This is a genomic window from Pedobacter sp. MR2016-24 (genome assembly GCF_026239655.1).
Taxonomy (GTDB): Bacteria; Bacteroidota; Bacteroidia; order Sphingobacteriales; family Sphingobacteriaceae; genus Pedobacter.
The window spans coordinates 402,387-415,668 of sequence record NZ_JAPIVO010000003.1; the positions used below are offsets into that span (position 1 = coordinate 402,387).

The window sequence follows — 13,282 nt, forward strand, 5'->3', positions numbered from 1 at the left end:
ATGGGTTTCTTTGTGTAAAATAACAAGCACATGAGATCCATATTTGCCCTCTTTTTCTTTTACTTTTCAGCATTGTCCATTTCCAGCGCACAGACTGCTGATCACACTGCATTACCTACAATTTCATACCAGCAAATGCTGATGGAGCATGATACGCTAGTCTCCTATATTAAACAGGTCAGTCCCGTCATCTATTTCAACAAACAAGTGCGGGGAATAGATTTTAATCAGCATGCCCAACAGCTCAGAAAGCAGATCAATGCGAATACCACTATGGAAGCTTACCTCCATATCCTTAAAAAAACACTTAACGCTGCACAGGACGGGCATACCAGCCAATTAAACACTGTCCTGCTAGATATTGCAAAGAAATACTGGATCCCTTCAGGTCATGTTTCATTCGACAGTGCCTCAACACAAAACATGTATAAATATGTAAAATCACTCAAGAATACTTTCTATTCAAAAGTCGATCTCAATCTGATCTATACCAAAGGATCCTACTATAACTTATTACCATTCAGCTATAAAGGAAAACAGTATCCTGCCGCGATGCGACTGATCAATTGCAATGGCAAAGATATCCATCAGTTTGTGAACACACTTACAGAACTGTCTTCACCCCTGCGCTGGGACAGGGTCAATAACAGGGTTTATGATGAAAACTTTTACTGGCCCGTCGAAATTTACAAAAACGGAATTTTAAAGCTCACCTTCCTCGATCAGCAAAACCAACAGCATCAGCTGAATATCTCCAAAACAGATACAGTAAGCTACCTTGAAAAAAAGATGAATACCTATGGTTATTTCAGCCAGACCGACACACTAGTCACCCATTATTTTGCTGAACAAGGAATATTCTATGCCAAAATACCGGCCATGAGAGAAGAATTAGGTGACAGCATCAAACTTCGTTTAAAAGCTTTAATGCGCAATCAAAAGATAAAAAGCGTGGTGGTCGACATTAGAGGAAACGGCGGCGGAAGTGATAACACTTACAACAAGTTTTTGAGCATGCTGGTTAAGGATACCCTGAAAAAGAATGTGATCGTGGCGCGGAATTTTAGTCCTGCTATACGGGAACATTATCATATCAACCGGGATTCCATCTTAAAAAGCAATACCCAAACATTCCAACCCGGCGTAGCTCAGCTGGAAGCTCCTGAAATGTATTACATTAAACAATCCTTTAATTTCGTTGTACCCGATAGCGCCTCCTACGCGTTGGATGGAAAAATATACATCCTCCAGGACCGGTATATCTATTCATCCGCCAGTAATCTGTCCAGCCTGGCTAAGAACAGTGAGCAGCTGATCAGTATTGGTGAAACACCTGATCTCTTAGGCGGGCTGCAGGCAGATGTATTGATCAAGATGCTGCCCTATAGCAAATTTATATTTAGAGTAGAACCTCAAATCGATTTTACCGGCATCAAAAACGTTACTGATATTTTTCAGAATCACGTGGAATACCCCGTATCTTACACTATTGAAAATCTTCATTTACGCAGTACCACTACGGCAGATCTGTATGGGAAGGATTTTTTGCTAAATCATGACCCCATGTTCCGTAAGGTGCTTGAGCTGGAAGATTAAGAGAAGCTAAGACTATATGCATTATATCAAGATCATCATACGCAGTATTGTATTTTCCTTACTGATTTTTGTATGCACGTATCTCTCCATGCGAACTTTTGCGGATCAGCCTGCAGCCAGTTGCCTGAGCTGCTCCTATTTGAAAGATACATTTTTCTTATCCTTATTTTCCCTGTTGGTGATTCCTTTCGTTTTGTTGTTCCTGATCAAAGCAAGAATAAATCAAACCCTATTTTCTGTGATCGTATCCCTAATCTTCCTGTTCATTGCCTTTATCATCAATTGGAATCTGTTCAATGACAGGGTTTCTTCCTGGAGTTCCTACAGCACAAAAGATGAAGTGATCGCTACGATAGCTCAATCCTATCCGTTTATCCTGACAGGCAGTGTGCTGGTGTTTATTATTTTTTATACCGGTTATCAAACCGACAAGACAATTTGATGAAGAAAACACTATTTTCCATAGCCTTAGCCCTATTATTTATCATCCCCGCAACGGTCAATGCCCAAAAAGACAAGTCTTCCAATCCCTGGGCTATTGAACTATTGCCTATAAATGCAGCTACATTTGAAAGCGCATTTAAAGTCCGTAAGAAAACGATTTCCAGAGATACATATACTTACAGCAAGAAAAACGGGACGCTCAAGCTGCCTCTGGCCAATGGAAAGAAAGTAGTTTTTGAGGATAACAAAGGCACTCCATATGATGAAGACAGAAAGTCCTTCCGCTATCTCGGGCAAGTAAAAGTATTAGGTTGTTACCTGGTTGAACAGCATCTTTTTGAAAGTACAGACTATGTCCTGATCAACAAAAAAACAGGGAAGACCAATACACTCGCAGGTATGCCATCCGTATCGCCTGATGGTAAAATTTTGTTCAACACCGCATTTAACCGTTATGAAGAACATGCCGACGTGAGTCCCCCAAGTCAGGATGTTTACCTTTCTCTTGTGAACCCCACAGGTTTCAGCGAGCCTTATCGCATCTCTTATAATAATATGTATATCACAAAATACGCCTGGGAAACCAATACCAGCCTGGTGATCTGCTACAGAAGCAGGGAAAAAGAAAGTGATACAGATTTCAGATACGCGAGATTGCTGTTTAAAAAAATCAAATAGTAATGATCTACTTATCTTACATGCATTAAGACGGCCGCCGTTTTATTCAGCATATTGCTACATCTAAAACCTTAAATTAAGGTCCAAGTACAGATGGCCGGCAAGAAAATAGGTTCTCATTAGCCGGCTTACTTTAAAATACTATATCGATGAAGCATTTACACCGAATTCTTTTTTAAATGCAGTGGAAAAATGAGATAAGTTTTCAAATCCTACCTCTAAATAAATCTCAGACGGGCGTTTCTTCTTTTGTGCGATCAGGAAATGTGCTTGTGCTAATCTTTGTTTTTGCAACCATTTTTCAGGCGTGCAATTGAAAATCTTTACAAAATCCCGTTTGAATGTAGAAAGACTTCTCCCTGTCAGTTTCGCAAATTGTGCTAACGGAACGTTATATGAAAAATGCCTGTTCATATATGCTTTCAAATCAATTTTGTGTGGTTCACTGAAATCAAACAGGAAATCTTTTAATGCAGGAGTGCGCAACAACAGTTCAATAGCTTCAATCGTTTTGATATGCTCTAATGTTGGCGTCAGTTTATCCGGTTGTACAAAGTAAGGCATTAACGAATTGAAATAACCCTTCATAAATTCGTCATTTTCCAACATGACATTTGGATCGCCAGTGTAAACCCCGTCAGCTACTACATCATGTTCCAAACTGTATTTTTTGAGAACTTCCTGATCTAAAAAGATATTGACGGTTGTAAAAGGCTTTCCTTCAAATGGTTTTTTAATGGTTTTCATTAACTGAACCCGCCTGAATAAACACAGTGTCCCTGCTGTGTAAGTAGTCACACGCTCTGGTGTATAATGTTCAGCTATCCCCGAAGTGATTAAACCCAATACATGTTCATGCACAAAGTGGGTATGTCCGAAATTAGTATCTCCCTGACACGTCTGCAATATGATATTGCGTTTCAACTGCTCCTTTTGCATATCAGTAAAAATACGTTATTTAACCTGGTTCATAATAAGTCTTTCTAACATTCTATCAGACAAAATTTTACGTAAAAACAATATCGGCTTCGCCATATAACCGCCAATGTAACGTGTTTTCGGCTTTCTTGCTTCAATTCCTTTTTTTATCAGCTCCGCAATCATAATCGGTTCGGGAAGATGCTCTGCCATTTGTGTAAATGACTTTTGAAAAGCCGTAACCAATCTGGCGTATGCTGTCTTGCCCGAAACGCGAATTAAACTTTCAACCGCAATGCCACCCCATTCTGATTTTGTTCCGCCCGGTTCAATCACAATGACGTCAATCCCGAATTCTTTCACTTCTATCCGCATAGCATCACTCAATGCTTCGATTGCAAATTTGCTTGCATGGTACCAACCGCCGAACGGAAACGCTATTTTACCGCCAACAGAAGAAATGTTCACCACCTTGCCATATTTGTTCTGCCTCATTCCCGGCAGCACCAATTGAGTTAAACGCATTGCGCCAAATACGTTTACTTCCAACTGATATTTTGCATCCTGCATGGTAACATCCTCAATTGCACCATAAGCACCGAAACCCGCATTGTTGACCAGAATATCAATACTCCCTGCTTCTTTAAAAATCTGTTCTACACAAGTGCTTATACTTTCTTCCTTTGTAACATCTAAGCCAATAGGTTTGATGCCATAATCTTTCAGGTCCTCCATTTTTTCTATCCTCCGTGCCGCACCATAAACATTGTACCCACTTTGTGCCAATAAAATTGCTGTTGCTTTACCAATTCCTGCTGAAGCTCCTGTAACTAAAACTGTCTTTCCCATATGATTGTAATTTGTACAGGCAAAATTAGTTATTGCCTGTCTGCATAGGTTTGGTGAAACGTTCAAAGTGCTTTGGTGAGGAGTTCATTTCCTGAGAAAAAATCGATAATTTTATGCATCAGTTTTAAAGACCATGATGAACCGCTGGCAAATATCAGGATTGATTTACTTATACCTATTACCAGCAGCGGTAGCCGCCATTGGATTCGGTGTCGGACAGGTAGATCTACATTTGTATTTGCCATTATGGGCCGTAAATGTCTGCGTACTCCTGCTGGCCATCTGGCAATTTATTAAACCCGATCCAAATGCCGGGGAAAGGAAATTTGGCAGCTGGACAAGTGCAGCTTTGCTCCTCATTATTCCCTGGATACTCTTCTCCGTTTTCGCCGGTATGGGGCCGCCACCAATTAACATGGCAGCATGGGTGGCTACGGCATTAACACAACAGCTCAGATACACAATTTTAATATGCGGGGGTCTCAGTGCTTTCCTGGGTTTTGCTTTACTCAGGACTAAACTGGAAAATCGGGGCGAACGACTATACTCAACATTAGGTTTTACAGTATTAGGGGTGGCAATTCCTTTGTTTATACTCAATATGGCATTTTGGGGCTATTACCTTACAGATGCATTCCGGTATTTTGTCACCCTCCCACAATGTAACCGGCCAGAATGGTATGTGCCGGTTAAAATGTTTTTTGATGTGATTGCTGTTATTGAAGTAGCCCTGATATACCTTGCTACAATTTTCTTTGCCATTGCCCTCAAAAAAATCGATCTATTAACTGTTCGCGCCAGTCGCTGGTATATCATCATCGCAAGTTTAGGAATTGTGTTGGTTCTATTACCACCGTCCATGCCGGAACCCTTCCCTACAGCGGGTTATCTTGCAGCTATCCCTGCGATCCCATTCATTATGCCTTACCTGATAGGCGTTCGCCTATTACGTTGCAACAAAACGTCAAGTTAATTATACCGGCTGAGCAAAACCTGGTTTGAGGGTCACATGGATAATTAAAATCGTTCCGACGCTTATCTTAAGGACATGATCATTCCTTTTGCATTCTTATTACCTGCATCCGTCACTAACGCCTTTTCATACCAGTCCTTTGCCTCTAACTTATCTCCCTTTTTTAAATAACACTCTGCAGTCAGTTCATAAGCATAAGATAGATCAGTATTCCTTGCGCATAACGGTACGGCGATCGCATATAATCGAATGGCATCATCAAAGCGATTCCTTCGTTGCAAATACTTTCCCGTGCTGATCAGATCTCCCGCTTCGAAGCCGAAGTCATACTGCTCCTGCCCTGTCGCTTTGATGTGACGGTAAAAGGCCAGACCTTGTTCCATGTCTTTCAGCACCTTATCCCTGATATCCAGGTATACAGATTTTTTAGGGATCTTAAAGGGCTGGTCTTGCAAAATAGCCAATATGGCTCCTTTGATCGCATCCACCTTGAAGTTCTGGTTATTCGTTTCCATGACAATGGTAACATCCTGAACATGATCCGTATAGATCAGCGCTTCATAATTACTATTGGAACCCTGATGGCGATGCCACTGCAGTTTTCCATCTTTAAAACTGGTCGTCCCAAGACTGCTTTCTCCACCCGGAAAGTTAGCAGCCAGTTCATCAAAAGATTCCTTACTGATGATTTTAAATGCTTCGAGCTTTGTGATGAATTGATAGAGATCGGCGGAAGTCAACCTCGGAGCGCCTGTCGTTACCTGAAGATAAGGTGTGGCATTGAAATCATTATCAAAAGCCTTTGCCACGTCTGCCCTGTTCAGCTCGGCATCCATAACGCTGTGCTTCATCCCGCAAGGCCTGAAAATATATTTGTTTACAAAAGCAGCATATGATAAGCCGGAAACCTTTTCAATGATCCGCTTCTGCAGATAGACATTTGCGTGCGCATAGATATACGCTGTACCGGGTTCAAATTTCAAATCTTTCAGTCCTTTAAGCGAATCCAGCAATTCATTATCCGTCTCATCAGACTGTGCTTTGAAATTCGGCAGTCCGCTGGTATAATTGATCAGGTGCCTGATTTGTACTTTAGCAGCCCAATCCGGCAGACCGACGAGGTATCTGGATACAGGATCATCCAGTTTAATTTTACCCTGTTCTTTCAGCAGCATCATGCTCACGCCATTAAACTCTTTAGCAATCGACCCTATGTCGAACAACATCTTCGTATTCAGTAATTGTGTTTTGCTCCCATTGGCATAACCCCAGGCTTTGTGATAAATGATCTTATCCTGTTTGGCAACCAACAAGGTGCCGTTAAAAACTCCCCTGCCAGATGCTGTCTGCATTAAGGAATCGATATTTTTTAGCTGTAACGGTGTTTGGGCAGATAAACTGACCGAGATGAGCAGCAAATAAAACGACAATAAAGATGATTTTCCAGGTTCCATGAAAGTTATGCTGAGGCGAATTAAGTCAAATACAAGACAACTTTTATATGGCTTAGTTGCATATAATTATAAATTAGCAATCATTTATTTAAAAATGACTGATCTGTAAAAGAATCTTTAAATTCAGAAGTGATAGTGTGCATATTTGATGACCTACACCTGAATAGTTCAAATCTAAGTCAGCGGCCATCATATATAGAATTTACACCCTAAAGTCCGAAACCGCCCGTGTAAAGGTCGCGTTTACACCGCAGGGGCTTCACTGCAACCCACTATCTTAGTACTAAATTTCTAACTATAAGCAATTAGCTAAACAAAACCTGATTGATGAGAAAGCTTATTTATGGTATAAATATTAGTTTGGATGGCTGTTGCGACCATACCAAATTTGGTGGCGGAGATGATATCCATGATTATTTTCGGAAACTGTTGGAAGGTGTGGACCTGGTGATTTACGGGCGAAAAACTTATGAATTGATGGTGCCTTTCTGGCCGGGGGTAGCCAGGACGCAATCCATGGATCAAAGTGGAAACGCATTTGCCAAAGTATTTGCCGATTTAAAGCGCATTTTGGTTTCAAAAACTATAGAAAGTGTAGATGACGAACAAACAACCATTATCCGCGAAAACGTGCGACAGGAAATCCTTAAGCTAAAGCAGCAACCAGGTAAAGCTATTTCTACCGGTGGAGTGGAATTGCCTGCCCAGTTGATTGAGTGGGGATTGATTGATGAATTCCACGTGGTTATACATCCGCTATTAATAGGCCAGGGACGGCGTTTATTCTCTGAAATGAGCTTACTGGAAAACTTGAATTTAAAATTAGCTACTTCAGAAACGCTGAGTTCCGGGTGCGTGGCACTGCGGTACGAATTTCCTACTGACAATCCAGCTTAATTCTGAACTATATAAATTTGTCGCAAATCCCCTGTAAATTGTCGCATACACCCCCTGCACCCTACCCCAGATTAGCTGCATATTTGTTTAGCATTTTGAATTAGCAACAAAAACATAGTCTTATGTCAAACAATAGCGTTTCATTACACAGAGTCATTAAGGCATCTCCAGAAAAAGTCTACCGTGCCTTTACCGAAGCCCTTGCACTCGCTTCATGGATGCCTCCCTACGGGTTTATTGGTATAGTTCACGATATGGATGTAAAAGTAGGCGGAACTTTTAAAATGTCTTTCCAGAATTTCACTACAGGAAACAGCAATTCATTTGGTGGCGAATATTTAGAGGTTGTGCCCAATGAACGGTTGAAATATACCGATCAATTTGAAGATTCAAATCTGCCAGGGACTATCGTCAATACCATTTGGTTCGAAAAAACATCAGTAGGTACAGCTGTGAAAATTTTGCAGGAAAACATACCTTCGATGATACCTGCGGAGATGTGTTATCTGGGTTGGCAGGAATCACTTGAAAAGCTCATCAAACTAGTCGAGCCAAACATACCAGATGCTTAAAACTATATGTAGATGAAAGAGACAGAATCAATACATCCGGATTGCGAAATTGTTACTACCAGGACTGTTAACGCTCCAAGAGCAATAGCCTATAAAGCCTGGTCAGATCCAAATCATTTGAAAAACTGGTGGGGACCTGCCGGTTTTACCAATACCTTTCATGAGTTTGAATTCGAAGTTGGTGGCAAATGGAGTTTTACCATGCATGGACCAGAAAAAGGAAATTATATCAATTCCTGTGAATTCACTGAAATTGAATTTCCGTCACTGATTGCCTGGAAACGTTTTTCGCAACCCTTGTTTCGCGTAGTCGTAACTTTTGAAGAGGTAACGCCGGACCAAACGAAGATTATCTTCCGGCAGATTTTTGATACGGCTAAAGAGTGTAATAAAATAAGGCCTTTTGTTGAAGATAAAAACGAGGAGAATATGGATAGGCTGGAAATGGAAATAGTTGTGATATTATAGGTTGTCAATAGGAAAACTACATTAACATAATATATGCTTAGAGAAGATTACAAACATTCTATTCTTGAGATTCAAATGTTTAAGAAATTTTGTGTGTTTTTGCTAGCCTAAAACACATAGACGCCTCCAAAATATTTGGCCTATTGGATTTATTTATTAACTATCTTTAAGATTTGAATAGATAATCAGAGTCTCATTCTGAACAGACTTATAAATATATCTCCCTTCACAAATTATTATTCATCAACGATTTTTTTCTTCCACGCAACTTTAGTCGTGCCATTTTTACTCATAACAGGCTCTATCAAATTTTCTTTAAGAAGCTTTAAAAAGATACTTTTCATAATGTTCTCTGATTTTATCCCAGATAACAATCGAGCTTGACTATTTTTTATTATAGGGTTGTGTTCTAAGAATTCTAATATCGTTTCTTCAGGTGTAGCCAAAGATGTATGAGCAATTGTAACTTTTACGTAATTGCCATTTACGGTAATGGTAGGTTCTTTCAGCCTCCAATCCTTCATTTTTTGAAAAGCGGTATTCAATCCTTCTCCCATATCTTTGTTAGGGGGATTTTTGTATCTATTCAGAGTTCTAACAATTTTAGTATTTCTCGAATAGCGCGCATCTAGTATATTATTCAACGTTACATACCCCGGCAATCTGCCTGGACTATTTACCTCAATTCTATTATTAAATATTAAAATGTGAATATCATCAGAGATTGAATAATCTCTATGTATAACTGCATTTACTATAATTTCCCACAAAGTTTCAGGAGGGTAACTTATATTTTCAAGTCCTTTTGGTGTCCAGATTTTTACATTGGACATAATGTCTGTAATCTTATCAGAAGCTCTATGTATTTGCTCGTATAAGCTTCCTTCTATTGTATGTTGCTCTTTTAAATGGTCCCTTTCAGGAACAATTTCAGAAGTATCGTAACGGGTAATTTTAATAGCGCATTTTCTAGGTAATAACGTCACAGGATTATCATTGAAAAGAAGCAGTCCTGCGATCTTTGGTTCGTAAGTCTTTCTATCAACTAAGTTCTGCGTTACAGTGAAATCAATTGGATCAGATTGTGGAGAATAATCTGATAAAAATCTTCTCATTTCTTCAGAATCAAATATATCTTCAGCATTTGCTTCTTTGTAAGTTAAATCTTCAAAAGAGGATTCGCCTTTTGCAAATGATAGTTCTTGTATTTTTTGAGAATCTTTTAATGGTATAGATTGTGCGGAAACTCTAACATACACCGTGTTATCAGCTGTAGCGTGCACTTTCTCGCTTTTCTCGACCGAAATTAGTAGCGAATAAGTATTAGTAAAATGATCTTTTAAAAAAGTGACGGTATATGGTATATTTGGTTTAATTTCCAGAAGATTTTGAAAAACTTTATTAAAATATTCAATATTTTCAGCTCCATCCCAGCGCTGTCTGGGCTCAATTTCCTCTTTATCGTCTTTTATGCCTAAAATAAAATCACCACCATCTGAATTAGCAAATGCTACCGCAATTTTCTGTATTTTTTTTCCATCTAGCTCTTTGGCCTTTCGATCAAAAAAATGATTTTCTTCACGGCTGCATAAATCTAACAAAGCATTTTCATCAATAATTTTTTCTTTCATATTTTTGGCGCTCTTCACAAATATAAACATACGATATATCAACTCAAATATAAAATTAAATCTTTTATAGATCGATTCAAACGCTTAGAGTAGCAAACCATGGAGATTGATTTAGTCGTAGAATAGTAAAGTATAGGTCTTTATAATATTATAGACCAAAGATTTATATCTATATAATATTATTAAATTTTGGGCACATTTATGTTAATTTTTAGCATCATTTATTTTTATATTTGAGGACATTACGCAGCATGGACAACAATATTTTTGCTTCAGAAATCCAAATTAGGGATGTTGGTAATAATCAAATAATTTTGCTACTAATATGCCCAAGTAAGAAGGTAGCATTATACATCGCGGATATATTAGGTAATAACAAATATAAAATCAACTGCTATACGACAGATAATAATAATATTAGCTTGGGACTATTATTAGAAATGCCTAAATCTATAATAGAACTTAGGATAGCCACATCAAAGAACCGAACGAATTATTTACCGATGGACTGGCTATTTGCTAATAAAGTTAATTTTATAGCGACAGGATGGTTGAACGCTACAAGAGATTTATTTTATACCTCTCAGATGCCCTTATGCGATGTATCTTTCCCTCCCATAGATAACCAATAAACGTATGTAAAACGATCTTTTTAAAAATGGAACATATGGCAAAAGACTATCAATTTATTGAGGATTCGGAAGCGTATATCTTTCAAAAAATTGTAATGATTTAGGAAAAACGGATACTGTGTAGTGCCTCGTTTCATGGCAAATAATAATGGCGAATTATATTCCACAACAATAGTAGTAAAATATGGGGTATCAACATATCAGATGAGCACATAGAATGTATATGTCATAATTTCGCTTCAATAGAAAGTAATACCAGTTGTCTTAGATAAGCTAATAATATTACTCTAATAAAATAGCAGCTCAAATCAAAACTTTTATCTCCACCAGTATGCGCAGCTTCGAGATCAGTAAAACTATCCAATTTTGCGGTAATTTTTGATAAGGATTTTAAATGTTCAAAATATTGTGCCATTCCATAGACGATATTTGTAGATAGGATTTTATAGCCTTGATTATGGAAGTTAATGAGAACATCTAAATGAGGGTGTTTGTTGGTTGCGTTAAGTCCTGCTGAAACAACAGCTTGGGGAGAATTACCTCTTCTGACATAATCCCAAAATGGTGGATGGTAATTCTTAATAGATCCGTGATGTGAAAGTTGACAAATATTTAATTCTTTGATATAAAGATTTTTGTGAATATCTTCTGCTACTAATCTTTTAAAGGTGGCCACCTCACTATCAGAAGTTAACAATATATATTTGTCAGCGGTGGTAATCTTAAAAATTGTTGATAAATAGTTAGCGCCTCTACTCGCCTCTGCTTTGTTTGCGATTGGCTGGAGATCCACTATAGTAGTATATAACTCGGCTTCTGTTACGCTAGGAGAGAGACACCTCATCACAATTCCATCAGGAAATTCCATCACAGTATTTTCCATAATGAAATTTACCTTTCGTATCGTATTGGTTTTTCGCAATTGGTTAACAACATCAAACAATTTCTGAAGATCACCCTTGGAGCCACCAGCTTCTATCCTATTGAGATATTTATAATAATCGCTCGCCAATAGAAATCTTATGATAACTATGAGAAAACTCCATCTTGAACTTTTTCAGGTATTGCAAAACATCAATATTAAATTAGCTGATGGAAAATACAAACTTCGAAGAATATTTCAGAGATAGAGATTGGCGCCAACTGTTTATAACAATGCGTAGTGAAAAACTAAAGAAAAAAATTATATTTCTAAGCCGTAAATTATCATCAGCTGGTTTGAATGGGAAGACCGTGATGGTGTTTATTCAGATGCTGATTCCAGACAGGAGTTGGTTCGATAATGGCCCGTAAAGAACGAGTAGAAATTATGACCAGAGATATTGAGGAAGGATAGAAGACTGTTAGCAGATGCTGACCATGAGTTCTTTGAGAACAAATCAATTCATGAATATGATCAAACTAAAAAGCCCGAGCCATTTACATTACTCAGTTTTACAGCATTTGACTTAACATCTTGATTTAAAATATAAACATCCATAAATTTAATAGTCAAAGCATATTAAACTGAACCGTAAATGACCCCCATAATCAGAACGCTAGAAGAACAAAAGGAGGAATTCAAAAGATCGAAGTTGCTAGCCACACCTATAGCCGGATTAATAGCCTGGCTTGTAGTTGGTTTAGGAGGATTGTTTTTATCTCTCCTATGGAAAGTTTGGATATTGTTTATTGCAACCGGAAGTATTGTTTACTTAGGAATGTTTATATCAAAATTTACCGGAGAGAATTTTCTTGATAAAACCAAGCCTAAAAACACGTTTGATAGATTGTTCTTTTTAACTGTAGCCCAGGCACTACTGGTTTATTCCATTGCCATCCCATTTTTCTTAGTTGATTATTCTTCATTGCCCCTCACGGTAGGAATTTTAACAGGGTTGATGTGGTTGCCCCTCACCTGGATAATTGACCATTGGGTTGGTATCTTTCATGCTATTGCGAGAACCCTTATTATACTAATTCTTTGGTATTTATTACCACAGCACCGATTCGTTGCCATACCTTTTGCAATCGTTTTGATTTACGTTATCACAATCGTGATTTTAATGAATAGAAAACGTAAAAGCATATTGGTATAAAAGTTAAAAATGAGCTTGAGTAGCCAATGTAAACATAAGCACCAAATTTCTTCGTTTCTTTAGATTAAGGCAACTGATCTTACGGAAAACCA

14 protein-coding genes are annotated in these 13,282 nt (G+C 38.2%); 9 read left to right on the top strand and 5 right to left on the bottom strand.

The window, feature by feature from the left end; genetic code table 11:
• Positions 1–30 precede the first annotated feature (30 nt).
• The 3 genes from OQX62_RS09480 to OQX62_RS09490 are packed head-to-tail and all read left to right on the top strand — an operon-like array spanning position 31 to position 2,718.
• The gene (locus tag OQX62_RS09480; protein ID WP_265831244.1) at positions 31–1,596 is read left to right on the top strand and encodes a S41 family peptidase; all 1,566 of its coding nucleotides are present in this window, start codon (positions 31–33) and stop codon (positions 1,594–1,596) included.
• A 16-nt stretch (positions 1,597–1,612) separates the two neighbouring features.
• Positions 1,613–2,038, top strand: coding sequence for a hypothetical protein (locus OQX62_RS09485; RefSeq protein ID WP_265831245.1), 426 nt, complete (start codon positions 1,613–1,615; stop codon positions 2,036–2,038).
• A complete protein-coding gene (locus OQX62_RS09490) occupies positions 2,038–2,718 on the top strand; it encodes a hypothetical protein (RefSeq protein ID WP_265831246.1) in 681 nt (226 codons plus the stop codon). Before OQX62_RS09485 ends, OQX62_RS09490 begins: the two co-directional genes overlap by 1 nt.
• 141 nt (positions 2,719–2,859) lie before the next feature.
• Here the strand turns inward: OQX62_RS09490 and OQX62_RS09495 are convergent, their stop codons facing one another.
• Complete coding sequence (locus tag OQX62_RS09495; protein ID WP_265831247.1) at positions 2,860–3,657, bottom strand: helix-turn-helix domain-containing protein; 798 nt, start codon at positions 3,655–3,657, stop codon at positions 2,860–2,862.
• A gap of 15 nt (positions 3,658–3,672) precedes the next feature.
• Positions 3,673–4,485, bottom strand: coding sequence for an oxidoreductase (locus tag OQX62_RS09500; protein ID WP_265831248.1), 813 nt, complete (start codon positions 4,483–4,485; stop codon positions 3,673–3,675).
• A gap of 133 nt (positions 4,486–4,618) precedes the next feature.
• Between OQX62_RS09500 and OQX62_RS09505 the strand changes: the two genes are divergently transcribed.
• The gene (locus OQX62_RS09505; protein WP_265831249.1) at positions 4,619–5,458 is read left to right on the top strand and encodes a hypothetical protein; all 840 of its coding nucleotides are present in this window, start codon (positions 4,619–4,621) and stop codon (positions 5,456–5,458) included.
• A gap of 62 nt (positions 5,459–5,520) precedes the next feature.
• Here OQX62_RS09505 and OQX62_RS09510 read toward each other — a convergent pair whose 3' ends face one another.
• Positions 5,521–6,912 carry a serine hydrolase gene (locus OQX62_RS09510; protein ID WP_265831250.1) on the bottom strand — a complete coding sequence of 464 codons (1,392 nt, stop codon included), beginning with the start codon at positions 6,910–6,912 and terminating at the stop codon, positions 5,521–5,523.
• Between the two features lie 327 nt (positions 6,913–7,239).
• Between OQX62_RS09510 and OQX62_RS09515 the strand changes: the two genes are divergently transcribed.
• The 3 genes from OQX62_RS09515 (at position 7,240) to OQX62_RS09525 (ending at position 8,849) form a co-directional block, all read left to right on the top strand.
• Complete coding sequence (locus OQX62_RS09515) at positions 7,240–7,809, top strand: dihydrofolate reductase family protein (RefSeq protein WP_265831251.1); 570 nt, start codon at positions 7,240–7,242, stop codon at positions 7,807–7,809.
• A 122-nt stretch (positions 7,810–7,931) separates the two neighbouring features.
• Entirely contained in the window at positions 7,932–8,381 is a 450-nt protein-coding gene (locus OQX62_RS09520) for an SRPBCC family protein (RefSeq protein WP_265831252.1), read from the top strand.
• A 12-nt stretch (positions 8,382–8,393) separates the two neighbouring features.
• A complete protein-coding gene (locus OQX62_RS09525) occupies positions 8,394–8,849 on the top strand; it encodes an SRPBCC family protein (RefSeq protein ID WP_265831253.1) in 456 nt (151 codons plus the stop codon).
• Between the two features lie 236 nt (positions 8,850–9,085).
• Here the strand turns inward: OQX62_RS09525 and OQX62_RS09530 are convergent, their stop codons facing one another.
• Positions 9,086–10,480: an ATP-binding protein gene (locus OQX62_RS09530; protein WP_265831254.1), complete on the bottom strand. Its 1,395-nt coding sequence runs from the start codon at positions 10,478–10,480 to the stop codon at positions 9,086–9,088.
• Between the two features lie 858 nt (positions 10,481–11,338).
• Entirely contained in the window at positions 11,339–11,995 is a 657-nt protein-coding gene (locus OQX62_RS09535; RefSeq protein WP_265831255.1) for a hypothetical protein, read from the bottom strand.
• A 209-nt stretch (positions 11,996–12,204) separates the two neighbouring features.
• Here OQX62_RS09535 and OQX62_RS09540 point away from each other — a divergent pair, with 209 nt between their 5' ends.
• Positions 12,205–12,405 carry a hypothetical protein gene (locus OQX62_RS09540; protein WP_265831256.1) on the top strand — a complete coding sequence of 67 codons (201 nt, stop codon included), beginning with the start codon at positions 12,205–12,207 and terminating at the stop codon, positions 12,403–12,405.
• A 224-nt stretch (positions 12,406–12,629) separates the two neighbouring features.
• Complete coding sequence (locus tag OQX62_RS09545; RefSeq protein WP_265831257.1) at positions 12,630–13,190, top strand: DUF7010 family protein; 561 nt, start codon at positions 12,630–12,632, stop codon at positions 13,188–13,190.
• Positions 13,191–13,282: the final 92 nt, after the last annotated feature.